23 protein-coding genes and 2 tRNA genes are annotated in these 24918 nt (G+C 69.0%); 18 read left to right on the forward strand and 7 right to left on the reverse strand.

All coding sequences use genetic code 11. The features are described from left to right. Positions 1–756 precede the first annotated feature (756 nt). Positions 757–1125 (forward strand): DUF2335 domain-containing protein, encoded by a 369-nt coding sequence (locus EBE87_RS29740; protein WP_158600915.1) that lies wholly within the window; start codon positions 757–759, stop codon positions 1123–1125. 62 nt (positions 1126–1187) lie between these two features. On the opposite strand, the gene EBE87_RS16480 is transcribed toward EBE87_RS29740, so the two are convergent. Further along, on the reverse strand, positions 1188–1436 hold the full coding sequence (locus EBE87_RS16480; protein ID WP_199707465.1) for a hypothetical protein: 249 nt from the start codon (positions 1434–1436) through the stop codon (positions 1188–1190). Positions 1437–1676: 240 nt separating this feature from the next. On the opposite strand from EBE87_RS16480, the gene EBE87_RS16485 reads away from it, so the two are divergent. The 12 genes from EBE87_RS16485 to EBE87_RS16540 all read left to right on the forward strand — a co-directional run bounded on the left by EBE87_RS16485 (position 1677) and on the right by EBE87_RS16540 (position 10592). Beyond that, positions 1677–1751: transfer RNA gene (locus tag EBE87_RS16485), tRNA-Thr, on the forward strand. 40 nt (positions 1752–1791) lie between these two features. Next, on the forward strand, positions 1792–1983 hold the full coding sequence (locus tag EBE87_RS16490; RefSeq protein WP_120638928.1) for a hypothetical protein: 192 nt from the start codon (positions 1792–1794) through the stop codon (positions 1981–1983). 116 nt (positions 1984–2099) lie between these two features. Continuing rightward, positions 2100–2654 (forward strand): dCTP deaminase, encoded by a 555-nt coding sequence (dcd, locus tag EBE87_RS16495; RefSeq protein ID WP_120638929.1) that lies wholly within the window; start codon positions 2100–2102, stop codon positions 2652–2654. 20 nt (positions 2655–2674) lie between these two features. Further along, positions 2675–3934: a UDP-N-acetylglucosamine 1-carboxyvinyltransferase gene (gene murA / locus EBE87_RS16500; RefSeq protein ID WP_120638930.1), complete on the forward strand. Its 1260-nt coding sequence runs from the start codon at positions 2675–2677 to the stop codon at positions 3932–3934. A gap of 36 nt (positions 3935–3970) precedes the next feature. Beyond that, positions 3971–4666 carry an ATP phosphoribosyltransferase gene (gene hisG, locus EBE87_RS16505; protein WP_120638931.1) on the forward strand — a complete coding sequence of 232 codons (696 nt, stop codon included), beginning with the start codon at positions 3971–3973 and terminating at the stop codon, positions 4664–4666. Next, entirely contained in the window at positions 4663–5955 is a 1293-nt protein-coding gene (hisD, locus tag EBE87_RS16510; protein ID WP_120638932.1) for a histidinol dehydrogenase, read from the forward strand. The genes hisG and hisD overlap by 4 nt, the downstream gene beginning before the upstream one ends. A gap of 140 nt (positions 5956–6095) precedes the next feature. Then, positions 6096–6314, forward strand: coding sequence for a translation initiation factor IF-1 (infA, locus tag EBE87_RS16515; RefSeq protein WP_007003972.1), 219 nt, complete (start codon positions 6096–6098; stop codon positions 6312–6314). A 1-nt stretch (position 6315) separates the two neighbouring features. Further along, positions 6316–6906, forward strand: coding sequence for a Maf family protein (locus tag EBE87_RS16520; RefSeq protein ID WP_120638933.1), 591 nt, complete (start codon positions 6316–6318; stop codon positions 6904–6906). Between the two features lie 71 nt (positions 6907–6977). Then, on the forward strand, positions 6978–7994 hold the full coding sequence (locus tag EBE87_RS16525; RefSeq protein WP_233560119.1) for a ribonuclease E/G: 1017 nt from the start codon (positions 6978–6980) through the stop codon (positions 7992–7994). After that, complete coding sequence (gene yacG, locus EBE87_RS16530) at positions 7984–8157, forward strand: DNA gyrase inhibitor YacG (protein ID WP_120640547.1); 174 nt, start codon at positions 7984–7986, stop codon at positions 8155–8157. Before EBE87_RS16525 ends, yacG begins: the two co-directional genes overlap by 11 nt. A 110-nt stretch (positions 8158–8267) precedes the next feature. Then, positions 8268–8343: transfer RNA gene (locus EBE87_RS16535), tRNA-Phe, on the forward strand. 464 nt (positions 8344–8807) lie between these two features. Further along, the gene (locus EBE87_RS16540) at positions 8808–10592 is read left to right on the forward strand and encodes a putative bifunctional diguanylate cyclase/phosphodiesterase (RefSeq protein ID WP_158601036.1); all 1785 of its coding nucleotides are present in this window, start codon (positions 8808–8810) and stop codon (positions 10590–10592) included. Between the two features lie 172 nt (positions 10593–10764). Here the strand turns inward: EBE87_RS16540 and EBE87_RS16545 are convergent, their stop codons facing one another. From EBE87_RS16545 to EBE87_RS16555, 3 genes are all read right to left on the reverse strand, one after another. Further along, positions 10765–11715 (reverse strand): NAD(P)/FAD-dependent oxidoreductase, encoded by a 951-nt coding sequence (locus EBE87_RS16545; protein ID WP_120640549.1) that lies wholly within the window; start codon positions 11713–11715, stop codon positions 10765–10767. A 72-nt stretch (positions 11716–11787) separates the two neighbouring features. Beyond that, positions 11788–12894 carry a ribonucleotide-diphosphate reductase subunit beta gene (locus EBE87_RS16550; RefSeq protein WP_120640550.1) on the reverse strand — a complete coding sequence of 369 codons (1107 nt, stop codon included), beginning with the start codon at positions 12892–12894 and terminating at the stop codon, positions 11788–11790. A gap of 15 nt (positions 12895–12909) precedes the next feature. Beyond that, positions 12910–15705 (reverse strand): ribonucleoside-diphosphate reductase subunit alpha, encoded by a 2796-nt coding sequence (locus tag EBE87_RS16555; protein ID WP_122140075.1) that lies wholly within the window; start codon positions 15703–15705, stop codon positions 12910–12912. Positions 15706–16055: 350 nt separating this feature from the next. Between EBE87_RS16555 and EBE87_RS16560 the strand changes: the two genes are divergently transcribed. Continuing rightward, a complete protein-coding gene (locus EBE87_RS16560; protein WP_120640099.1) occupies positions 16056–17231 on the forward strand; it encodes a BaiN/RdsA family NAD(P)/FAD-dependent oxidoreductase in 1176 nt (391 codons plus the stop codon). A gap of 170 nt (positions 17232–17401) precedes the next feature. After that, positions 17402–18685, forward strand: a complete 1284-nt coding sequence (locus EBE87_RS16565; protein ID WP_120640100.1) for a polyhydroxyalkanoate depolymerase — start codon at positions 17402–17404, stop codon at positions 18683–18685. Positions 18686–18706: 21 nt separating this feature from the next. Here the strand turns inward: EBE87_RS16565 and EBE87_RS16570 are convergent, their stop codons facing one another. Continuing rightward, a complete protein-coding gene (locus EBE87_RS16570) occupies positions 18707–19201 on the reverse strand; it encodes a flavin reductase (RefSeq protein ID WP_120640101.1) in 495 nt (164 codons plus the stop codon). A gap of 124 nt (positions 19202–19325) precedes the next feature. On the opposite strand from EBE87_RS16570, the gene EBE87_RS16575 reads away from it, so the two are divergent. After that, positions 19326–20024, forward strand: a complete 699-nt coding sequence (locus EBE87_RS16575; RefSeq protein WP_120640102.1) for a dienelactone hydrolase family protein — start codon at positions 19326–19328, stop codon at positions 20022–20024. Between the two features lies 1 nt (position 20025). Here EBE87_RS16575 and EBE87_RS16580 read toward each other — a convergent pair whose 3' ends face one another. After that, on the reverse strand, positions 20026–20598 hold the full coding sequence (locus EBE87_RS16580) for a GNAT family N-acetyltransferase (protein WP_120640103.1): 573 nt from the start codon (positions 20596–20598) through the stop codon (positions 20026–20028). A 97-nt stretch (positions 20599–20695) separates the two neighbouring features. Here EBE87_RS16580 and EBE87_RS16585 point away from each other — a divergent pair, with 97 nt between their 5' ends. After that, positions 20696–21955, forward strand: a complete 1260-nt coding sequence (locus tag EBE87_RS16585) for a CaiB/BaiF CoA transferase family protein (RefSeq protein WP_233553372.1) — start codon at positions 20696–20698, stop codon at positions 21953–21955. Here the strand turns inward: EBE87_RS16585 and EBE87_RS16590 are convergent, their stop codons facing one another. Further along, positions 21956–23587, reverse strand: coding sequence for a methyl-accepting chemotaxis protein (locus tag EBE87_RS16590; protein ID WP_120640104.1), 1632 nt, complete (start codon positions 23585–23587; stop codon positions 21956–21958). Positions 23588–23755: 168 nt separating this feature from the next. Here EBE87_RS16590 and EBE87_RS29745 point away from each other — a divergent pair. After that, a partial coding sequence (locus tag EBE87_RS29745; protein WP_233560121.1) for a hypothetical protein occupies positions 23756–24918 on the forward strand: 1163 nt, incomplete at its 3' end.

The following is a 24918-nucleotide window of genomic DNA, read 5'->3' on the forward strand; positions in this document are numbered from 1 at the left end:
TGCGTGTCGCTGTCGTGACAGCGCCCTATTGGGTGGATGGCCACGCGAAGCCGGGATCGTTTGGTTGATATCGGCGGATGCAGGCCCATCTAGATTAGGTGTCCGCCAATCAGCCTGCTTGGCTGCGATAACCATGACGGAAAAACCGTCATCTCAGCGTTACAAGCTGGGCGTGGACACTCTCGTGGGATTTAACTATATCATAAACCGCCTTCGGTATGGGGCCTGTAGCTGATCTCGCACGTCCAGCGTTATCGCCGCAGGGTGAAGGCAGAAAGGGAAATGTATGACCACCGTTCGTAAGGGGCTGTCTCGCATGGCGCGCCTTAGCGAGGGTAAAGCCGGCTTCGGCGCTAGCCTGTTCCTGGGCCTAACACTTAATCATGCTGCTCCGTCGGGAACCGTGACCTACAATGGCCAAGGGTTCCGCGGTGATCAGCGCGCCATTGGATCTGACTTCGCGCGAGCGATTGCTAGGTCCACACAGAAGATGGAAAAAGCTTCCTAATGGAGGCTGTGGCTGGGCCTAGCGAACCAGACCCTCGTAGGGACACTGCCCAGCCGGATAACCTCCCGGAAGTCGAAGAGGTCGATCCAGAAGCTAGCGAGCTGATCAAGGCAAGCGTTGCTGACGCCTTGGGTCGGTCCAATGTTAACTTGCCGACTAGGCAGAAAGAGAAGCTGGAAGCCGAGCTTACGCGGTCGGTAACTATGTCAGTTCAGGCCAGCTTCTCCGGACCTATACCTCCCCCAGGAATGCTCCACCACTACGAGAGCGTCCTCCCTGGTTTAGGGAGAGACATCGTAGAAATGGCAAAAAAAGAGCAGGAACATCGGCATTCTTGGGAGCAGAAGGCTCTCATCAACGATGTGTTCATGCAGTCTGGCGCGCTAATACTGGGATGGATATTGGCAGCCGCCGCCTTTGCGATATCCGCCTTTTTCTTCTATCACAAAGAATATTATGGCGGCGGCGTATTCATGACGGTGCCTGTCTTTGTTTTGATTAGAACGATTATTACGGCAGGCAAGAAAGATAAGGTACCTCCTGCAGCCAAACAGCGGCGAACGAGCAGTGCGCCAAATCGCTCGCAAAGACGCGCAGCCCAGCGCGGGCAAAAGTAGGCGATTTCTAGGACCTGTTAACGCATCCGCCTACGATTGCTGCAACCTGTGCAGAACCGACCTCACCCCTCCCGCATCAGATCCGCCATCTCCAATGGATACTGGCCCACGGCATATGCCCAGGCCGTGTCCCACTTGTCGCGGTGCGGCTTGCCCGGGCGCCACAGTCCCTTCGCATAGCAATCCCACCCAGCGTTTACCGTTTCGGGGACCGCATAGGGGTCGGTGAGCAGCAGCAGGCGAGCAAGGGCGTAGGCCAGCAGGTCATGGCCCTCCAGCGCCCGCCAGACTGGCGCAGGTTCCGGCACCACCGAGGCGGCCTCGCACGCTCACATCATGCCGGTCGGCCATGAGGACGCCATCCGCGAGATGTGGGGCATCTGGCCGGCGCCGGCTTCTGTCAGGCAGGCCAGGTGAACGCATTGGGAACCGCGTGTCTGTCACGTGACAAGAATCGGCGCGCCTCCACCCAATTCTATGCACCTCCACGCATAATGGGGGTTGCGCGCCACCGAGCCAGACCTTAGGAAGCGCCGCATACCGACGGTCCTGCTGCTGTAGCTCAGCGGTAGAGCACTCCCTTGGTAAGGGAGAGGTCCAGGGTTCGATTCCCTGCAGCAGCACCATCGGGATGTCTTTCCGCATCGGCCAGGTTGCATTGCCCCGATGACGAAGCTTTCCGCCTCAGCCCCCCCAGGCTCTTCAGAGACACCCGCGGCACGCCGCGCCGCCGAAGCCGAGGCACGCCTCGCCGCCGCGCTGCGCGAGAACCTGCGCCGCCGCAAGGCGCAGTCCCGCGCCCGCGAGGCCAGCCAGGCCGACGCCCCCACCCCAGCATCGACGCCGGAACAAGGCTGACGGCCTTGTCCGTCTTGGTTGCGGCCAGGCTGCCGCTGGGCTAGACCCCGGCGCCTCTCCGCGTGCGCCCGGGCCCGGGTCGCGCGCTCCCGCCCCGCCGCACGGAAGCCACGCCCATGTCCATCATGCCCGACCACTGGATCCGTCGGATGGCGACCGAGCACGGCATGATCGAGCCCTTCGTGGAGAACCAGCGGCGGGAGGGCGTGATCTCCTACGGCCTCTCCTCCTACGGCTACGACGCGCGCGTGGCGGATGAGTTCAAGATCTTCACCAACGTGGACAACGCGCTGGTGGACCCCAAGGAATTCGCCGAGGGCAGCTTCGTCACCCGCCAGGGGCCGACCTGCATCATCCCGCCCAATTCCTTCGTGCTGGCCCATACGGTCGAGTATTTCCGCGTGCCGCGCGACGTGCTGGTGATCTGCCTCGGCAAGTCCACCTATGCCCGCTGCGGCCTGATCGTGAATGTCACGCCGCTGGAGCCGGAATGGGAGGGGCAGGTGACGATCGAGATCAGCAACACCACCCCGCTGCCCGCCCGCATCTATGCCAATGAGGGCATCTGCCAGTTCCTGTTCCTGCAGGGCTCGGCGCCGCCGGACGTGTCCTATGCGGACCGGAAGGGCAAGTACATGGGCCAGCGCGGCGTCGCGCTGCCGCGGCTGTAAGCTGGTAAGGAAGTAAGGCGATGGACCGCATCCGCATCCGGGGTGGCCGTACCCTGAAGGGCAATATCGCCATCGGCGGCGCCAAGAACGCCGCCCTGCCCTTGATGGCCACCGCCCTGCTGACCGACCAGGGCGTGACGCTGACCAATGCCCCCGCGCTGTCCGACGTGGTGACCATGGGCGCCCTGCTGGCCCAGCACGGGCTGCGGGTGGACCATGACCGGGCGGGGCAGAAGATCCACCTAGAAGGCGCCGCCACCAACCTGGAAGCGCCCTACGACCTGGTGCGCAAGATGCGTGCCTCCATCCTGGTTCTGGGGCCGCTGCTGGCGCGCTACCGCTCCGCGCGCGTCTCGCTGCCCGGCGGCTGCGCCATCGGCACCCGCCCGGTGGACCTCCACCTGAAGGGGCTGGAGGCGATGGGCGCCAAGATCGACCTGGAGGCCGGCTATATCGACGCCTCGGCGCCGGATGGCCTGAAGGGCGCCAAGATCCTCTTCCCGCAGGTCTCGGTGGGCGCCACCGAGAACCTGCTGATGGCGGCCACGCTGGCGCGCGGCACCACCACGCTGGTGAACGCGGCGCGGGAGCCGGAGATCTGCGACCTCGCCACCTGCCTGGTGTCCATGGGCGCCAATATCGAGGGCATCGGCTCCGACCGCCTGGTCATCGAGGGCGTGGACAGCCTGCACGGCACCACCCACCCCATCCTGCCCGACCGCATCGAGGCCGGCACCTTCGCCTGTGCCGCCGCCATCACGGGCGGCGAGGTGCTGCTGGAAGGCGTGCGGCTGGAGATCTTTGGCGCCTGCGCCGCCAACCTGCGCGATGCCGGCGTGGAGCTGGTGCAGGAGGATGCCGGCCTGCGCGTCGCCCGTGTCGATGGCCTGCGCGGCGTGGATGCGGTCACGGAACCCTTCCCCGGCTTCGCGACCGACATGCAGGCCCAGTTCATGGCGCTGATGTCGGTGGCCGAGGGCGCCGCGATGATCACCGAGACGATCTTCGAGAACCGCTTCATGCATGTGCCGGAACTGACCCGCATGGGCGCGCGCATCAACGCGCATGGTTCCTCGGCCATCGTGCGCGGCGTCTCCCGCCTCACCGGCGCGCCGGTGATGGCGACCGACCTGCGCGCCTCCGTCTCCCTGATCATCGCGGGCCTCGCGGCGCAGGGGGACACGGTGGTCAACCGCGTCTATCACCTGGACCGGGGCTATGAGCGGGTGGACGAGAAGCTGGCCCGCGTCGGCGCCGACATCCAACGTCTGCGCGAGTGACATGACTCCGCAACAGCAGCGGTGCTAAGAGCCGACATGGACCAGCCCTTCACCACCACCGGCACGGAACAGGCCAATGGCGCCGTTCCCCTTGTCCTGGCCCTGCCCAAGGGCCGCATCCTGAAGGAACTGGGGCCGCTGCTGGCCCGCAGCGGCATCCATCCCGCCGCCGATTTCCATGACGAGAAGAGCCGCCGCCTGCGCTTCGAGACCAGCGACCCGATGCTGGACGTGGTGCGGGTGCGCTCCTTCGACGTCGCCACCTTCGTGGCCTTCGGCGCGGCGCAGATCGGCATCTGCGGCGCCGATGTGCTGATGGAATTCGACTATCCCGAGATCTACGCGCCGCTCGACCTCGGCATCGGCAAGTGCCGCGTCTCGGTGGCCGAGCCCGAGGGGCAGCCGGCCGCCGACCGCGCCCGCCTTTCCCGCGTCGGGGTCGCCACCAAGTACCCCAACATCGCCCGCCGCCATTTCGCCGCGCGCGGCATCCAGGCCGAGGTGGTGCACCTGAACGGCGCCATGGAACTGGCGCCGGCCATGGGCCTGTCCAACCTGATCGTCGATCTGGTGCAGACCGGCTCCACGCTGAAGGCCAATGGGCTGGTGGAGACCGAGGTCATCGCCCCTGTCACCTCCCGCCTCATCGTCAACCGCACGGCGCTGAAGACCCAGCCAGAGGCCATCGGCGCCTGGCTGGCCCGCTTCCGCGCGGCGCTGGAGGCCGCATGATCCGGCTGGACACGCGCGAGCCCGGCTTCGAGGCCGGCTTCTCCGCGCTGCTCGACATGGCCCGCGACACCACCGCCCGGGTGGATGCCGCCGTGGCCGGCATCATCGCCCAGGTGCGCCAGGAGGGCGATGCCGCCCTGCTGGACCTGACCAGCCGCTTCGACCGCTGGACGCCCGCCTCCGCCGTGGCGCTGCGCGTCACGGAAGCCGAGATCGAGGCCGCCGTCGCCGCCTGCGACCCGGCGCTGATCGCGGCGCTGGACCATGCCGCCCGCCGCATCGAGACCTTCCACCGCGCGCAACTGCCGCAGGACCTGCAGTTGGATGACCCGGCCGGGCTGACACTCGGCATGCGCTGGAATGCCATCGACGCCGTCGGCATCTATGTGCCGGGCGGCAAGGCGGCCTATCCCTCCTCCGTGCTGATGAATGCCATTCCGGCCCGGGCGGCGGGCGTGGCGCGCGTCGCCATGTGCGTTCCCACCCCGGATGGCGTGCTGAACCCGCTGGTGCTGGCCGCCGCCCGCCGCGCCGGCGTCACCGAGATCTGGCGCATCGGCGGCGCCCAGGCCATCGCGGCCCTGGCCTGGGGCACCGCCTCCATCGCCCCGGTGGACCGCGTGGCCGGTCCCGGCAATGCCTATGTGGCCGAGGCCAAGCGGCAGGTCTTCGGCCGCGTCGGCATCGATTCCATCGCCGGCCCCTCCGAGGTCGTGGTGATCGCCGATGCGGCGCAGGACCCGGCGCGAGTCGCCATGGACCTGCTGGCCCAGGCCGAGCATGACGAAAGCGCTCAGGCCATTTTGATCACCGACAGCGCCGCCCTGGCCGAGGCCGTGGCCCGCGCGGTCGAGGATGCCCTGAAGACCCTGCCCCGCGCCGCCATCGCCGGCGAAAGCTGGGCCCGCAACGGCGCCATCCTGCTGACCCGCGACCTGGACGAGGCCGCGACCCTCTGCGACCGCCTGGCGCCGGAACACCTGGAGCTGCTGGTGGCGGAGCCGCGCGCGCTGTTCGCCCGCATCCGCCATGCCGGCGCCGCCTTCCTGGGCGGCTTCTGCCCGGAAGCGCTGGGCGACTACATCGCCGGCCCCAACCATGTGCTGCCCACCGGCCGCACGGCCCGATTCGCCTCCGGCCTCTCGGTATTCGACTTCCTGAAGCGCACCACCTGGATCGAGCCGGAGGAAGCAGGGCTGCATGCCATCGGCCCCGATGCCGTGCTTCTGGCCGAGGCGGAGGGCCTTACCGCCCATGCCCGCAGCATCGCCATGCGCCTGGGACAGTGAGCCTGTCCTTGACCGGCGGCGGCTGCGCCATCATGTTCCGCCTGTGAATTTTCCGGCACCTGCCAGTGGCGGGCGCCATTGCATGCCTAAATGGCATGTATCCACCCCAGCGCTCCCGCTCCGGCGACGATAGAGGTCTGATGTCGAAAGAAGATATGATCGAGTTCAGCGGCCAGGTCGTTGAACTGCTGCCCAACGCGATGTTCCGCGTGAAGCTCGACAACGAGCACATGGTCCTGGCCCATACCAGCGGCAAGATGCGCAAGAACCGCATCCGCGTGCTGGCCGGTGACCGCGTCAATGTCGAGATGACGCCTTACGACCTGACCAAGGGCCGCATCACCTTCCGCTTCAAGTAACGTGGCATCGGCTGAACGCCCGCCGCTGGTATTGGCCAGTGGCAGCCCGCGCCGCGTGGACCTGTTGGCGCGGATCGGCATCAAACCCGACCGCATCCTGCCTTCCGAGATCGACGAATCGCCGTTGAAGGACGAGCTGCCACGCCAGCTCGCCGGCCGGCTTTCGCGCGCCAAGGCCGCCGCCGTGGCGCCCGCCGCGCCGGGTTGCCTGGTGCTGGCCGCCGATACGGTGGTGGGCGTCGGCCGCCGCATCCTGCCCAAGGCCGAGACGGAGGAGCAGGCACGGTCCTGCCTCGACCTGCTCTCCGGCCGCCGGCACCGCGTCACCACCGGCGTGGCCCTGGCCCTGCCGGACGGGCGGGTGCTGAAGCGGGTGGTGGAAAGCATCGTCACCTTCCAGCGCCTGACGCAGCAGCAAATCGACGCCTATGTCGCTTCCGGCGAATGGCGCGGCAAGGCAGGCGGCTACACCATCCAGGAATCGGCCGAGATGTTTGTCCGCTTCCTGTCGGGCAGCCATTCCAATGTCGTCGGCCTGCCGTTGTTCGAGACGGCACAGCTCCTACGGGGCATCGGCTGGCTGCGCCCCTGATCCTGGTCAGCACCTCCCCCGGCGAGCAGCGGACGGCGCTGCTGCTGGATGACCGGCTGGAGGCGGCCTTCGTGGAACGCCCCGCCCGGCCGGAGGGGCTGGGCGACCTGCATATCGGCCGCCTTGCCGCCCGCGCGCCCGCCATGGGCGGCGCCTTCGTGGCCCTGGCCGGAGGCGAGACCGGCTTCCTCCCCGATTCAGACGGCGCCAAGGGCCATACGGAAGGCGACTGGCTGCGTGTGGCCATCACCCGCGCCGCCCAGGGCGGCAAGGGCCCGCGTCTGGCCTCGCGCCCCGCGCCGGAGCCGGTGAGCGGCCCGCCCCGCCTGCTGTCCCGCGGGCCGGATGCGCCGCTGCGGCTGGCTGGCCAGTATCCCGACGCGCCGCTGCTGACCGACAGCGCCACCACCGCCGCCCGGTTGCGCGCGGCCCTGGGCAAGGAACGCGTCACCCTCTCCCCCACCCCCGTCTTCGATGACGAGGTGGAAGCCGCCTTTGACGAACTGGCCGGCCCCGATGTGGCCCTGCCCGGCGGCGGCCGGCTCAGCATCCATCCGACGCCGGCCCTGGTGGCCATCGACGTGGATGCCGGCAGCCTGGCCGGCGGGCGCGATGCCGGGGCGCATCTGGCGCTGAACCGGCGCGCGGTCTTCGAGGTGGCGCGGCAGATCCGCCTGCGGCATCTGGCCGGCGCCATCCTGGTGGACATGGCCGGGCTGCCCATGGCCCGCCGCAAGGCGCTGCTGCCGGCGATGCAGGAAGCCGCCGCCGCCGACCCGGACCTGCGGGTGGTGGGCATCACCGGCCTGGGGCTGATCGAGTTGCAGCGCCGCCGCGTCCGCACCCCCTTGCATGAGGTGCTGGGCCAACCGACCTCTGCACTGACGCGCGGCCTGGCCGCGCTGCGGCGGGGGCTGCGGCAGGCGCGGCCGGGTGCCCGGCTGGTGCTGAAGGCCCATCCCGCCGTTTGCGCCGCCCTGCAGGACTGGCCTGGCGCCTTGCAGGATTTCGTGGCGCAGGCCGGCCCCCTGCAACTCCGGCCCGACCCGCTCTGCCTGCCGGGAGAGGAAGATATCTATGCCGAGTAAGCCGACCACCGCCTGCCCGATCTGCGGCAAGGCCGCCACGCCCGAACACCGCCCTTTCTGCTCCGCCCGCTGCCGGCAGGTGGACCTCGGCCGCTGGCTGAGCGGCAGCTATGTGATCCCCGGCGCGCCGGTCGAGCCCGAGGAAGACGAGGCGGAGAACTAAAGCTTAAGCGCAAGCGAAATAATCGGCAAAGACGGCTGGACAGGGGGGCCGCCTTCGTCTAATTGACGCCTCCTCTACAGACGGTGACGGAAACGCCACCTTCGCTATGGGCCCAGATAGCTCAGTTGGTAGAGCATGCGACTGAAAATCGCAGTGTCGGTGGTTCGATTCCACTTCTGGGCACCATTCCTTGTCTTTCTGACATGATGGTCTGATACAGCGCCGTGGCGGCCTGAGCGCCTGCGGTTCAACGCGCCGGCTTCTTTCCAGCGGCTGCCAGAACGGGCCTGCTCATGGGATCGTCCGGGCGTGGCTCCCGGCCTCTGGCGATCGGCTTCGGATGGACCCGGCAGGTTACCGGGGGACACGGAGCGGGTTTTTCCCGGCCTGCCCCGCCATCCCTTGCGGCACGGCGATCCGCTGGTGCCGGAAGGCCACACCAGCCCGCCCACATGGCCAGGGGTCTTGTTTCCCTGGCATGGCATGGATACAAGGCCGCAACGGCCATCTCCCGAAATCAGCCGGATCTCCAAAGGGATACGGACCAGGCTTACTTCTTTTTCCGATGTCGGGCGCCGCTGGCCTGACCCGTGCGTTTCCCTGCTGCCGGGGAGCCCTCGGCAATCTCTCTGATTGACCAAGGCATCGCCGTGCAACACTCCGGACCCTGGCTGCGCCGCGCATTTTCCAGGCTTCGGTTTCGGTCCACCTCCGCCACACCACTTCCCGCCCCGCCCTCGCCCGAGGAACTGCCGGACCGGCAGGCGCTGGCGCGTGAGCGTGACCGCCTGCAGCGGCTGATCAACACCAACAGCGACTGGCTGTGGGAGGTCGATGCCCAGGGCCGCTACGTCTTTGTCTCCGAACATTCGCGGCATCTGCTGGGCTATGCGCCGGAGCAGATGCTCGGCCACACGCCCTTCGACTTCATGCCTCCGGAGGAAGCGGCGCGCGTCGGCGCCATCTTCGGCGGCATCATCGCCGGCAAGCAGCCTTTCTCCGGCCTGCTGAACCGCAACCGCCGCGCCGATGGGCGCATGGTGATCCTGGAAACCAGCGGCATCCCGCTGCTGGCCGAGGACGGCACGCTGCTCGGCTACCGCGGCATCGACCGGGACGTGACGGAGCGGGAGGAGCGGGCGGCGCGGATCGACTACATGGCCCGCCACGATGCGCTGACGGGCCTCGGCAACCGCCCCGAATTCCTCAGCCGGCTCGATGCGCGGATGGCCTCCGGCGAGGTGCAGCCGCGCACCGCCGTGGTGCTGCTGGACCTCGATTTCTTCAAGGAGGTCAACGACCGCCTGGGCCATGCCAGCGGCGACGCGCTGCTGCGGCAGCTGGCGCAGCGGCTGCGTGACCTTCTGCCGCCCGGCAGCCTCGGTGGCCGGCTGGGCGGCGACGAATTCGCGGTGATGCTGGCGGACCAGGATGTCTCGGATGCCATGGAGACCGCCACCGCCATCGTCGGCAGCCTCGCCGCGCCCTATGAGCTGGAGGGGCGGCAGGCGGTGATCGGCGTCAGCGCCGGGCTGGCCCTGGCGCCGCTGCATGCGCGGGATGGCGCCACCCTGCTGCGCCGCGCCGACCTCGCGCTCTACCATGCCAAGCACCAGGGGCGCGGCCGCGTCTGCCTCTACAGCGCCGCGCTGGAAGTCAGTGCCCGCGCCGCCGAGGGGCTGGAGACCGCCCTGCGCCGCGCGGTGGCGGAGGAAGTGATCGGCGCCCTGTTCCAGCCCTTCTACGCGGCGCGGGAGCGCCGGATGCTGGGCTGCGCCGTGCTGCCCAGCTGGCACTGCGCGGAGGCTGGCCCGGTGGCGCCGGAGGTCTTCCTGCCACTGGCGGAAAAGACCGGGCTGATCATCCCGCTGGGCGCCCTGCTGCTGCGCCAGGCTTGCGAGGCCGCGCGGCAATGGCCCCCGGCGCTGCGGGTGCAGGTGCCCGCCAGCGCCGTGCAGCTGCGCGACCCGCATTTCCCGGCCCTGGTGGAGGACACGCTGCAAGCCAGTGGGCTGGCGCCGCATCGCCTGCGCATCTCCGTCACCGAGGCCATGCTGAACGAGGCCCAGGGCGCCGCCGCCCGCACATTGTGCAAGCTGCGCGCGCTGGGTGTCTCGGTCGCGCTGGACAGCTTCGGCGACAGCGCCATGGCCGTCACCACCCTGCTCTCCTTCCCCTTCGACCGCCTGCGCCTGGGCGGTGCGCCGGTGCGCAGTGTCGCCACCGAGCCCTCCGCCAGTGTGGCGCGGGCCCTCACCGGGCTGGCGCTGCGGCTGGGCATGGCGGTGGACATGGTGGGGGTGCAGAGCCCGCAGCAATGGCGGGCGGCGCTGGAACTGGGCTGCGAGGAGGTGCAGGGCGAGCTGCTCTGCGCGCCCCGCGCCGCCCCGCTGGTGCTGGAGGAACTCTTCTGCGCCCCGGCGCCGCTGGCCTGAGGCTCAGGGCGCCGCGGCGGCCTCGCGCACCGGCCGCAGCCTGCTCAAATACTGCGCCCAGAGCGTCGGTATCCTCCGGCGGCAGGCGGAAGCGATAGCCTCCATGATCTCCACCGTGTCGTTCCGCCGCCCAGCGAGGCCGTGGGTGCTTTCAACTCGGCCTTATCGATCTTTATCCAGGCTTTGCTGGCCTGCGCCGCCGCGCCGAGAGATCCTGCCGCAGCAGCTCGTTGTTCAGCGTGAAGGCCGCGACGGTGCCCTGCGCCGCCGCCACGATGGCCATCTGCAAACTAGGGGAAGCATCGCCGGCGACGAAAAGGCCCGGCACCTCGGTCGCGCCGTGCTTGTCGGCGCGCAGGCTGCCCGTCTTGGTCAGCTGGCACCCCAGGCGCTGCCCCAGCGCGGAGCGCTGGTGCGTGGGCATGGCCAGGAACAGCCCTTCCACCGGCAGGACCTCGCCGCCCGCGAAGCGCATGCCGCGGAGGCGCCCTTCCGCGATCTCCAGTCCCGCCAAGGCTTCTTCCCGTAAGCCGATGCCGAGCGGTGCCAGATGCCGCCGCTCCCGCGCCGCCAGGGGCAGGCCGTTGGTGCAGAGGGTCAGGTTCTGGCTCCAGCCGCGCAGTTCCAGCGCCAGCCGCACGCCCAGCATGCCCTGCCCATAAATAGCGAGAACACGATCGGCATTTTCGAAGCCATCGCAATAAGGGCAGTGCCAGGCATCGCGACCATAGACCTCGCTCAGCCCGGGCAGATCCGGCAACGCGTCCACAAGCCCTGTGGCCAACAGCAAGGTCCGGGCCTGGACCGGGCGCGAGTGCTGGCGGAGGGAGACGGTGAAGCCCTGCTCCTTCCGCTCCGCCTCCAGCACCTCGGCAGGCAGCAGCCGGATGCCGGGATAGGTAGCCAGTTCCTCATGCGCCCTGGCGCGGAACTCGGCCGGGTCGATGCCATCACGGGACAGGAAGCCGTGCATGGCGTGGGACGGCGCATTGCGATAGGTGCCGGAATCGCACAGCAGCACCCGCCGCCGCGCCCGCCCCAGCAGAAGCGCGGCGCTCAAGCCGGCCGGGCCGCCGCCGACGATCACGGCGTCCCAGGCCCCGCCTTCATTCACCTCGTCCACGGTTGGGGCCCTTCCCGCCGTTCCAGGCGGGAAGAACGGGTCATGCGGGCAAGAGTTCCAGCCGGCGTCAGGTCAATCCCAGCTCAGCGCGCCGCCGTTCTGGTATTCGATCACCCGCGTCTCGAAGAAGTTCTTCTCCTTCTTCAGGTCCATCACCTCGGACATCCAGGGGAACGGGTTCTCCGTCTCCGGGAAGAGCGGCGCGAGGCCGAGCTGCGCGCAGCGGCGGTTGGTGATGAAGTGCATGTACTGCTCGCACAGCGCCGCGTTCAGGCCCAGAAATCCGCGCGGCATGGTGTCGCGGCCATAGGCCACTTCCAGCTCGCAGGCCTCCCGCAGCATCTCGCGCACCTCCCCGGCGAATTCCGCCGTCCAGAGGCCGGGATTCTCCGCCCGGATCTGGTTGATGACATCGATGCCGAAGTTCAGGTGGATGCTCTCGTCGCGCAGGATGTACTGATACTGCTCGGCGATGCCCACCATCTTGCCGCGCCGTCCCAGCGACAGGATCTGCGCGAAGCCGGTGTAGAACCACATGCCCTCGAAGACGACATAGAAGGCGATGAGGTCGCGCAGGAAGGCGCGGTCGTTCTCCGGCGTGCCGGTGGCAAAGGCGGAGTCCGAGAGGTTCTGCGTATACTTCAGCGCCCAGGCCGCCTTGGCGGTGATGGCGGGCACCTCGCGGTACATGTTGAACAGCTCGCCCTCATCCAGGCCGAGGCTTTCCACGATGTACTGGAAGGTATGCGTGTGCACCGCTTCCTCGAAGGCCTGGCGCAGCAGGTACTGGCGGCATTCCGGGTTGGTCAGGTGGCGGTAGACGGCCAGCACGATGTTGTTGGCGACCAGGGATTCGCTGGTGGCGAAGAAGCCCAGGTTGCGCTTCACGGCGTGCCGCTCCTCCTCCGTCAGCGCGTCGCGCGACTTCCACTGGGCGATGTCCGCCTGCATGGAGACCTCGGTCGGCATCCAGTGGTTGTTGCAGCCGGCGAGGTACTTTTCCCAGGCCCAGCGGTACTTCAGCGGCAGCAGCTGGTTCACGTCGGCGCGGCAATTGATCATCGCCTTGTCATCGACCGAGACGCGCGCGGCGCCCTGGGTGATCTCGCCCAGGCCGGTGGCATCCGCCACCGGCTTCTCGGCCTCGCCATCGCCCCAGCTCAGGATATTGGTGTCCATGGTTGTCAGGCTTCCTTACTGGCAGGCTTCGCAGGTGGGGTCGTCGAGGGAGCAGACCTGCGGCGCGACGGGGGCGGGCGCCGGCGTGGGCTCCAGCTTCACGGCATTCAGCTTGCCGTCGCTCTTGCGGAGCGTGGACTTCTCCACATGCGTCGCCGCCTGGGTGCGCAAGTAGTAGGTGGTCTTGAGGCCGCGCTTCCAGGCCAGGCGATAGAGCTGGTCCAGCTTCCGGCCATTCGGGTTGGCCAGGTAGAGGTTCAGCGACTGCGCCTGGTCGATCCACTTCTGCCGGCGCGCCGCGGCTTCCACCAGCCAGGAGGGGTCCACCTCGAAGGCCGTGGCATAGAGCGCCTTCAGGTCCTCCGGGATGCGGTCGATCGGGCCCAGGCTGCCGTCGTAGTACTTGAGGTCGGAGACCATCACCTGGTCCCACAGCCCGCGCGCCTTCAGGTCCCGCACCAGCGCCGGGTTCACCACCGTGAAATCGCCGGACATGTTGGCCTTCACGTAGAGGTTGCGGAAGGTCGGCTCGATGGACTGCGTGGCGCCGACGATGTTGGAGATCGTCGCCGTCGGCGCGATGGCCATGGTGTTGCTGTTGCGCATGCCGATGGTCTTCACCCGCTCGCGCAGCCCTTCCCAGTCCAGCGTCGCGGACTGGTCCAGCGCCTCGCCGCGCGCCTCGGAGACGAAGCGGATGCTGTCCACCGGCAGGATGCCCTGGCTCCAGAGCGAACCCTCGAAGGAGGCATAGGCACCGCGCTCGGCCGCCAGTTCCACCGAGGCCTCGATGGCGTGGTAGGAGATGACTTCCATGCTTTCATCGGCGAAGCGCACGGCGTCGTCGGAGGCGATGGGCAGACGCAGCGCGTGCAGCGCGTCCTGGAAGCCCATGATGCCCATGCCGATCGGCCGGTGCCGCAGGTTGGAGCGGCGGGCCTGCGGAATGGTGTAGAAATTCACGTCGATGACGTTGTCCAGCATCCGCATCGCGGTGCGGATGGTGCGGGCCAGCCGCTCGCGATCCAGGCCCTTCTCCGTCACGTGCTGGCCCAGGTTGATGGAACCCAGGTTGCAGACCGCCACTTCGCTGTCGGACGTGTTCAGCGTGATCTCGGTGCAGAGATTGGAGGAATGCACCACGCCGGCATGCCGCTGTGGCGAGCGCAGGTTGCACGGGTCCTTGAAGGTCATCCAGGGATGGCCGGTCTCGAAGAGCATGGTCAGCATGCGGCGCCACAGGTCCAGGGCGCGCACGGTCTTATGCACCTTCAGCTCGCCGGCACGGGCCTTGGCCTCGTAGCGCTCATAGGCCTCCTTGAAGGCGATGCCATAGAGGTCGTGCAGGTCCGGCGTCTCGTCCGGGGAGAAGAGCGTCCACTCGCCATCCTGCTCCACGCGCTGCATGAAGAGATCCGGCACCCAGTTGGCCGTGTTCATGTCATGCGTGCGGCGGCGGTCGTCGCCGGTGTTCTTGCGCAGGTCGAGGAATTCCTCGACGTCGATGTGCCAGGTTTCCAGATAGGCGCAGACGGCGCCCTTGCGCTTGCCGCCCTGGTTCACCGCGATGGCGGTGTCATTGGCCACCTTCAGGAAGGGCACCACGCCCTGGCTCTGCCCGTTGGTGCCGCGGATATGCGCGCCGAGGCCACGCACCCGCGTCCAGCTGTTGCCGATGCCGCCGGAGAACTTGGACAGCATGGCATTGTCCTTGATGGCGGCGAAGATGCCATCGAGGTCGTCCGGCACGCTGGTCAGGAAGCAGGAAGACAGCTGCGAATGCCGCGTGCCGCTGTTGAACAGCGTCGGCGTCGAGCACATGAAGTCGAAGGAGGAGAGCAGGTTGTAGAATTCGATCGCCCGCTCCTCGCGGTCGATCTCGTTCAGCGCCAGGCCCATGGCGACGCGCATGAAGAAGGCCTGCGGCATCTCGAAGCGCGTGCCGTCATTGTGCAGCAGGTAGCGGTCGTACAGCGTCTGGAAGCCGAGATACTGGAACTGCAGGTCCCGCTCCGGCTTCAGGGCGGCGCCCAGGCGCTTCAGGTCGAAGCGCGCCAGCTCCGGGTTCAGCAGCTGCACCTCGACGCCCTTGGCGACATAGGCCACGAAATACTCGGGATAGGCCGCCGCCATCTCGGCCTGGGATTGCGCCGCCCTGCCCTGCACGAACTGCGTCGCCTCGCGCCGCGCCACCGCCAGCAGCAGCCGGGCGGAGACATAGGCGTAGTTCGGCTCCTGCTCGATCAGCGTGCGGGCGGCCAGGATCGGCGCCTGGGCCAGTTCTTCCTCGCTGATGCCGTCGTAGAGGTTGCGGCGGGCCTCGACCAGCACCGGCTCCGGCGTCACATCGCTCAGGCCGACACAGGATTCGGCCACCAGCGCCGCCAGCGCCGCCTCGTCCAGCGGGCGCAGCGTGCCGTCGGCGCCGCGCACATGCAGCACCGGCGCGGCCGGCACCTGCGCCGCCGCGGCGCGCTCGCGCTTGCGGTCCTCCCGGTACAGGACATAGGCGCGGGCCACCTTGTGGTGGCCGTTGCGCATCAGCGCCAGCTCCACCTGGTCCTGGATGTCCTCAATATGCAGCGTCTGGGTGCCATGCCGGGTCAGGGCGGCGACCACCTGCTCCGTCAGTTCCTCCACCACCTCATGGATGCGGTGGGAAGCGGCGGCGGAGGCGCCCTCCACGGCCAGGAAGGCCTTGGTCATGGCGCGGCTGATCTTGCCCGGGTCGAAGGACGCGGGCCGGCCATCACGGCGCAGGATCTGCAGCGTCGTGGTGACGGGTCGGGCAGCGAGGTGGGTGTCAGGCATGGCGGGCCCCTCAGAAAATGGTCAGTGCCAAGACGCACTGAAGTTGCGAATCGATGCGCTGATTCGCAATTCGGTTGCGGCTCACTTAAAGCTTCCCGCACCCAACATCTAGTCACCTTATCAGGTTTCGACACTAGATATGGGAATAAAGCTGTGGATTTTGCGTAGTTTGCAATTGACGCGAGTCGTCCTTGATGTTGTCCACAGGGGGCGCTAGAGCCCGCCTGTTCACACCCTTTCGCGGCATCGCCCCCCAGGCCGTTGTTCCTCCGCCCTCTTCGCTGTCGCGGCGAATGGCGGTGGAAAGACCCCGCGCCCATGTCCCCCGTCCCGCCGGAGCCACACCTGCCATGAATCACTATGACGCTATCGTGCTCGGCGCCGGCGCGGCCGGGTTGATGGCGGCCATCAGCGCCGGTCAGCGGGGCCGGAAGGTGCTGGTGCTGGACCATGCGCCGCAGGTGGGCTCCAAGATCCTCATCTCCGGCGGCGGGCGGTGCAACTTCACCAATACGGGCACGGTGCCGGACCGCTTCCTCTCCGCGAACCCGCATTTCGCCCGCTCGGCACTCGCGCGCTATACGCCGCGCCACTTCATCGAGCTGGTGCAGAAGCACCGCATCCCCTTCCACGAGAAGACGCTGGGGCAGTTGTTCTGCGACCATTCGGCGCGGGACATCGTGGCCATGCTGCTGGCCGAATGCACGGCGGCGGGGGTGGAGATCCGCACCGGCACCCGCGTCATCGAGGTGAGCAAGCCCGACCACTTCCGGGTGGAAACCTCCCGCGGCACCGCCACCGCGCCCGCGCTGGTGCTGGCCACCGGCGGGCTGTCCATCCCCAAGATGGGTGCCACCGGCCTGTCGCTGGACCTTGCCCGTCGCTTCGGCCTGCCGCTGGTGGAAACCCGCCCCGGCCTGGTGCCGCTGACCTTCGAGGGCGAGATGCTGGCGCTGATGCGCCCGCTTTCCGGCGTGGCGCTGCCGGCGGTGGCGCGCGCTGGCCGCGCCAAGTTCCCGGAAGCGGTGCTCTTCACCCACCGTGGCCTGTCCGGCCCGGCCATCCTGCAGATCTCCTCCTACTGGCGCCCCGGCCAGCCCATCGCGCTGGACCTGCTGCCCGGCCAGGACCCCACCGCCCTGCTGCTGGAACGCAAGAAGGCCCGCCCGCGCGCCGAGCCGCGCACGATCCTGGCCGAGTTCCTGCCGCAGCGGCTGGCCCAGGCCCTGGCGGAAGCCTGGCTGCCGCCGGCCGAGATGGCCAACCAGACCGACAAGGCGCTGCGGGCGGTGGGCGAGCGGCTGCGGTCGCTCTCCCTCACCCCCGCCGGCACCGAGGGCTATGCCAAGGCCGAGGTCATGCTGGGCGGGGTGGATACCAATGCCCTCTCCTCCCGCAGCCTGGAGGCCAAGGCGGTGCCCGGCCTCTTCGTGGTGGGCGAGGCCGTGGACGTCACCGGCTGGCTGGGCGGCTACAACTTCCAATGGGCCTGGGCCAGCGGCTGGTGCGCGGGAGAGGCGATCTGAGCGCAAAGCTGCGGCGCGGCAACCAGGACACAGTCGACACCATTTACACTGCGGTCACTCTTCTGGCCGATGATTCCCTCGCGACAGGGGCTCGATACCGTTTACCTTCGCCCCTGGCGTCAGGAAGCGGCCCGACAGGTAGCCCTGATCGCTCAGAAAGGCTCCGGCGTATGTATTACCAGCTCTACCAGACCCAGGCCGATCTCATGGCGCCCTTCCGGGCCGCCGCGCGCGGCATGGGCGGAATGCTGCGCCATTTCGACAACGGGGGCCCCGAGACATTCGGCGTGCGGCAATGGACGGCGGCGCTGGAGCTGCTGGCCAGCACCGGCATCACCCACCTGCGCCCGCCCTTCGGCTTCACCACCGTGATGGTGGGCAACCAGGAAGTGACGGTGGAGGAGGAGGTCGTGGCCTCCACCCCCTTCGGCCAGCTGCTGCACTTCAAGAAGGATGTGGAGGTCCCGCAGCCCAAGATCCTGGTGGTGGCGCCGATGTCCGGCCACTTCGCCACCCTGCTGCGCGGCACGGTGCAGGTGCTGCTGCCGGAGAACGACGTCTATATCACCGACTGGGCCAATGCCCGGGACATCCCGACCTCCGCCGGCCGCTTCGGGATGGATGAGTTCATCGAGCATGTCATCGCCTACCAGCGCCACCTCGGCCCCGGCGGGCATGTGCTGGCGGTCTGCCAGCCGGCCGTGCCGGTGCTGGCCGCCGTGGCCCTGATGGCCGAGGACAAGGACCCCGCCACCCCCGCCAGCATGACGCTGATGGCCGGGCCCATCGACACCCGCGTCCGCCCCACCGAGGTCAACAAGCTGGCCACCGAGCACGACATCGGCTGGTTCGAGCGCCACCTGATCGACACCGTGCCCTGGCGCTTCCAGGGCGGCGGGCGGCGCGTCTATCCCGGCATCGCGCAGCTCAGCGCCTTCGTTTCCATGAACCTGGACCGGCATGTGAAGGCGCATGTCGATTACTATCGCAACATCATGGGCGGCGATTCCATGCGCGCCGATGCGCACCGGAAGTTCTACGACGAGTACCTGGCGGTGATGGACCTGCCCGCCGAGTTCTACCTGGAAACCGTCAAGGGCGTCTTCCAGGACCATGACCTGGCCACGGGCAAGATGACCTGGCGCGGCCGCCCGGTGCGGCCCGAGGCCATCACCGCCACCCGCCTGCTGACGGTGGAGGCCGGGCGGGACGATATCTGCTCCGTGGGGCAGACGGAGGCGGCGGCAACGCTGTGCAGCGGCCTGCCGGCGGAGATGAAGTTCCACCACCTTCAGGGTGATGTCGGCCATTACGGCGTCTTCAACGGCCGCCGCTGGGCCAATGAGATCTACCCGCTGGTGCGGAAGGTCATCGACCCGGAGCGTGGCGCCGCCGCGCCGCCGCCCGCCGAGAAGCAGCTTCCGGTGATGGTGCAGGACGCGGCACCGGCCTGACGCCCCGCCGCGCCACCGCCCTCAGGCGGTGGCGTTCAGCGCGTGATAGCCCCGGCCCCAGTACATCAGGGCTGAGCCGGGCTCCGACACCCGCAGCGCCACGATATGCGCGAAGAAGACGCTGTGGGTGCCCTTCTCCAGCACCTCGTCCACCACGCAATCCAGCACCACGGCGGCATCCACCAGCACGGGGGAGCCGGTCTCCATCGCCTCCCAGATGCCGGTCCTGAAGCGTTCCTCGGTGGTGCAGCCGGTGGCGCCGGCGAAGACATCCGAGACTTCCTGCTGCCCGGCGGACAGCACGTTCACGCAGAGCACGCCATTCTTCTTGATGATGGCGTTGTTGTCGCTGTTGCGGTTGATGCAGACCAGGATCGTCGCCGGGTCATCCGTCACGCTGCAGACCGCGCTGGCGGTCATGCCGGCCAGGCCGCCCGGCCCGGCGCTGGTGATGACATTCACGGCTGCCCCAAGGCGGGCCATCGCTTGGCGGAATTCCTGACGGGTCACGGGCATGGCGCGGGCCTCCGGGCTTGGTCCGTTCGACATAGACCCGGATGCTGCGGTTGCAAACCGCCCCCCTGGCGGGCGCCGCCTGCTGGCCTATCCTGCCTCCAACCCGCAGGAGAAACGGCCACCCATGCCTGAGATCACCATCCCCGCCAGCGACGGCAGCGGCAGCTTCAGCGCCTATGTTTCCATGCCCCGGCAGGCCCAGGCCGGCGTCGTGGTCATGATCCAGGAAATCTTCGGCGTGAACCACGCCATGCGCGCGCTGTCCGACTGGGTGGCGGATATGGGCTTCATCGCCATCTCACCCGACCTTTTCTGGCGCATCCAGCCCGGCATCCAGCTGACCGATTCGACCGAAGCGGAATGGAAGCGCGCCTTCGACCTGATGAATGCCTTCGACCAGGCCAAGGGTATCGAGGACCTGAAGGCGACGCTGGCCCATGCCCGCACCATGCCCGGCGGCAATGGCCGCGCCGGCACCATGGGCTTCTGCCTTGGCGGCCGGCTGGCCTTCATGATGGCTACGCAGTCGGATGCCGACGTGAACGTCTCCTACTACGGCGTCGGCATCGAGGGGCTGCTGGGCGATGCCGGCAGGATCAGCGCCCCCCTGCTGCTGCATATTGCCGAACGCGACCGCTTCGTGCCGGCCGAGGCGCGGGAGAAGATCCTGGCAGGCCTGGCCGGCAAGCCGGAGGTGGCCGTGCATGTCTATCCCGGCGTGGACCATGCCTTCGCCCGCATGGGCGGCCATTCCTGGGATGGCCGCGCCGCCACCATCGCCAATGGCCGCAGCGCCGAACTGCTGGCCCGCGTGCTGGGCTGAGCTATTCCCCGCCCAGCCGCGCGTCGATCCAGTCGCGCCGGCTGAGGCGGTAGAGCAGGTGCCGCCGCATCGGGTGGCCTTCCGGCAGGCGGGGGTTCTCGAAGTCGCCGTCTGGCCGCATGCCCAGCCGTTCCATCAGCCCCCAGGAGCGCAGGTTGGCCGGCAGGGTGAAGGCCACGATCTCCTCCAGCTTCAGCGGGCCGAAGCCATGGGCCAGCGCGATGCGCGCCGCTTCCTCGGCATAGCCCTGGCGCTGGTGCGCGGTGGCGAAGCGCCAGGCGATTTCCACCGCCGGCGTGAAGCGTGCCTCCCATGGCACCTGTGCCAGGCCGCAAAGGCCGATGATGCCCGGCGCATCGTGCCGCTCCACCGCCCAGAAGCCGAAGCCATCCTGGGCGATGCCGGCATTGATGCGGTCCATCAGCGCATCGGACCGCTCCCGGCTCAGCGCTTCCGGGAAATGCCGCATGACCTCCGGGTCGGCGTTCATGGCGGCGAAGGCCTCCCGGTCCTCCTCCCGCCAGGGGCGGAGGCGGATGCGGGGGCCTTGGATGACGGTCGATTCGGCGCTCATGCCCGCATGGATAGCGGGAAATCGTCCGGCTTCCACCACCCCCTCTCGCCTGTCCGGCAGATGGCTCTATGCTGGCGGCAAAGGAGGACCATCTGACATGCCCGATACCCCGCTGCCGTCCATGACAACCGAAGGCAAGGGCCTCGCCCGCTCGCCGGGGGCCTTGGCGGGGCTGAAGGTGGTGGACCTGACCCGCGTGCTGGGCGGCCCTTACTGCACCATGATCCTGGCCGACCACGGCGCCGAGGTCATCAAGATCGAGCCGCCGCAGGGCGACGAGGTGCGCGAATGGGGCCCTCCCTTCCTGCCCGACCCCGATGGCAGCCGCGGCGCCGCCAGCTACTTCATCGGCGTCAACCGCAACAAGCAGTCCCTCGCGCTCGACCTTTCCAAACCCGAGGGCCGGCAGGTGCTGCTGCGCCTGCTGGAAGACGCCGATGTGCTGGTGGAGAACTTCAAGCCCGGCGCCATGGAGAAATGGGGCCTGGGCTATGAGGACGTGCTGAGCCAGCGCTTCCCTTCCCTGGTGCATTGCCGCGTCTCCGGCTTCGGCGCCACCGGCCCGCGCGGCGGGCTGCCGGGCTATGACGCCATCATCCAGGCCATGGTCGGGCTGATGTCCATCAACGGCACGCCGGACAGCGGCCCCACCCGCATGGCGACGCCGATCGTGGACCTCGCCACCGGGCTTTATTCCACCATCGGCATCCTGATGGCGCTGCAGGAACGCGCGCGCTCCGGCCAGGGTCAGTTCGTGGACATGACGCTGCACGATTGCGGCATGGCCCTGCTGCACCCGCAGGCGGCCAATTACCTGCTGAACAACAAGCGGCCCAAGGCGACGGGCAACCCGCATCCGAATATCTCGCCCTATTCGGCCTTCCGCACCGCCACCTGCCAGATCTTCGTGGCCTGCGGCAACGACCCCGCCTTCCGCAAGTTCTGCGCCTTCCTGGAACTGCCGGACCTGCCGGCCGACCCGCGCTTCCGCACCAATGGCGATCGCGTCACCAACCGCGATGCGCTGACCGCCATCCTGGAAGAGAAGCTGAGCCACCGCGACGGCCACGCGCTCTGCGATGAATTGCTCGCCATCGGCCTGCCCGCCGGCCCGGTGCTGCATATCGACGAGGCCCTGGCCGAACCGCATACGGCGCACCGGGAGATGGTGACGGAACTGGGCGAGTTCCGCGCGCTGGGCACGCCCATCAAGCTCTCCCGCACCCCCGGCGGCACCCGCTCGGCGCCGCCGCGCTTCAACCAGCATGGCGATTCCGTGCTGGCCCGCCACGGCTTCTCGCCCGAGGAGATCGAGGCGCTGAAGCGTGACGGCGTGGTGGTGGACGAGCGCCGCTGATCAGGCGGCGCGCACCAGGCTGAGGAAGCGGTCCACCCGCGCCCGCAATCCATTGGCCTGGTCGTTCAGCTCCCGCGAGGCGTCCCGCAGTTCCAGGGCCGCACGGCCGCTGGTGGTGGCAGCATCCCGCACCACTGCGGTTTCCCGCGACACGGCGGCGGCGGCTTCGGCCGTGCCGGCGATGTTGCGGGCGATTTCCTGCGTCGCGGCGCCCTGCTGTTCCACGGCGGCTGCGATGGCGGCGGCGGTCTGGTCGATCTCCGCCACCACCAGCCCGATGGCGCGGATGGCCTCCACCGCCTGACCGGTGGCGCCCTGGATGGCGCCCACCTGCTGGCCGATCTCCTCCGTCGCCCGCGCGGTCTGGCTGGCCAGCGACTTCACCTCGCTGGCCACGACGGCGAAGCCCTTGCCGGCCTCGCCGGCCCGCGCGGCCTCGATCGTGGCATTCAGCGCCAGCAGATTGGTCTGCCCGGCGATATCGGCGATCAACCGCACCACATCGCCGATCTTGCCGGCGGTTTCCGCCAGTTCCCGCACGGTGCGGTCGGTGCGCTCGGCTTCCGCCACCGCGCGGCGCGACACCTCGGCCGAGCGGCCGACCTGCCGGGTGATCTCGCCGATGGAGGAAGCCAGTTCCTCCGTGGCCGCCGCCGCCGTCTGCGCATTGCCGGAAGCCCCTTCCGAGGCACTGGACAGCGCCTCGGTCAGCCGCGCGCCCTGGTCGGCCGCTTGGCTCATCTGCCCGGCGGTGCCGTTCAAACGCTCGGTCGCCTGCCGCACGCCGTTTAGCATGGCGCGGGCATCCTCGCCGAAGCCGCGCACCAGCTCCTCCAGCCGCAGGACGCGGCCGGAAGCCTCGTCCTCCCCTGCCGCCGACGTACCGCCGCTGTCGCGCAGCCGGGCGCGCAGCACCTCCAGCGTACGGGCCAGGGTGCCGATTTCATCCGCCCGCTCCTGCCCGGGGATCGGTGCTTCCAGTTCGCCGCGCGTCATCCGGTCCATCGCACCAGCCAGCCGCAGCAGGGGGTGGCTGAGGCCGGAAGCCAGGGCCAAGGCCACGCCCAGCGCGGCCAGCATGCCCAGCACGGTGGCGGCCAGCAGCCACCACCATGCGCGGCCGTAACCCTGGTACGGGAGCCGGGCAGCTTCCTCCAGCGCGGCCTGAAGTTGCTCGCGAGCCTGGATGACGCGGCCGAACTCCGCTTCCAGTCGCGCGCGCGCCTCGGCGGCGCGGTTCCCTCGCGCCAGCTCCAGGATGGCGGGAACCTGGCTGGCGAAGCCGCGCCAGGCGGCGGCGGTGGCATCCAGCAGCCCGGCCTCCACTGCATCCGGCGCCGCGTCATGGCGCAGCAGCCGCCCCAGTTCGTCCTGCCGCACCGCCAGCTCGGCCTCGGCACGGCTGCGGGCGGCCTCGTCTCCCGGGCCGGTGGCCAGCAGGATGGCGGCGCGGGCGCGGTGGGTGGCGTCGGTCAGGCCGGCCAGCAGGCGCAGGCCTGCCGCTGCCTGGGCGCCCCGCTGTTCGCCGGCCTGTTGCAGGCTGGCCAGCCGCTCCAGCGCAAGGCCGCCGAAGCCGGCGAAGCCCAGCAGCAGAATGGTCAGGGCGGCAGCGATGCGGCTTCGCAGGGTCATGATACGGCATTCTCCGGCATTGGACCTGGCCGGCATCCTGGCAGGAAGGCGTGAAGATTCGGTTTCGCCGCTGACCCCTGCCGCCACTCGCTGAGGCACCGGCGATTACCCTTCGTTCACACCCGGGCACCCAGAAGGACCCCCTCGCAACGGCAAAAGGCTGGGGCAATGGCCAATCTGGTTGTCACGGGCACGGTGCCCGGCACCATCCTGGAAAACAATCGGGCCGGCGACTGGGTGGCGAGCCTGACCCTCTCGGGCGCCGCAGGGGCGCTGGAGGTGGCGCTCACCGGCGCCGGCGCGGCGCAGTTCACCGCCACGCTGGATGCCGCGCGGGGGCGGGTGACCATCACACCCGCCATTCTGGACCGTGAGGCCTTTCCCGCCGGGGCGGACCCGGTTCTCACCTTCGGCCTGGCGGTGCGCTTCGCCGGCGGCTGGCAGGACAGTGGCCAGCAATGGTCGGTGACGCTGGCCGGAATCGACGACACGCCGCCGCAGACGCTGGGCTTCTCCTCCGGCGGCGTGGTGCTGGAGAACGACATCGGCGCCGAAATCGGCATGCTACTGGCCAGCGACCCGGACACGGATGCGGCGCAGCTCAGCTACAGCGTACCCTGGCCAGACGCAGCGCGTTTCGAGATGGTCGGGCGCACGCTGAAGCTGCTGGAGGGCGTGGATCTGCTGACGGAGGGCGGCAGCGAGATCCCGGTGATGATCGAGGTCTCGGACGGGCGGCAGAGCGCCGCCTTCACCGTCATGGTGAAGGTGCTGAATGTGACGGACGAGGATGACCTCCCCGCGCCACCGCCGATTCTGCCGCCGCCTCCGCCACCTCCCGTCTCGCCGCCGCCGCCGGTGTCCCCGCCACCGCCTGTCTCGCCGCCACCACCGGTGTCTCCGCCGCCTCCCGTCTCGCCGCCGCCACCGGTGTCTCCGCCACCGCCCGTCTTGCCGCCGCCACCGGTGTCCCCGCCACCTCCTGTCTCTCCGCCGCCACCGGTATCCCCGCCACCGCCCGTCTTGCCGCCGCCACCGGTGTCCCCGCCACCGCCCGTCTTGCCGCCGCCACCGGTGTCCCCGCCGCCGCCCGTCTTGCCGCCGCCACCGGTGTCCCCGCCACCGCCCGTCTTGCCGCCGCCACCGGTGTCCCCGCCACCGCCCGTCTTGCCGCCGCCACCGGTGTCCCCGCCGCCGCCCGTCTTGCCGCCGCCACCGGTGTCCCCGCCGCCGCCCGTCTCGCCGCCGCCACCGGTGTCCCCGCCACCTCCTGTCTCTCCGCCGCCACCGGTGTCCCCGCCACCGCCCGTCTTGCCGCCGCCACCGGTGTC

Source organism: Teichococcus wenyumeiae, from assembly GCF_003696345.1.
GTDB classification, from domain to species: Bacteria; Pseudomonadota; Alphaproteobacteria; order Acetobacterales; family Acetobacteraceae; genus Pseudoroseomonas; species Pseudoroseomonas wenyumeiae.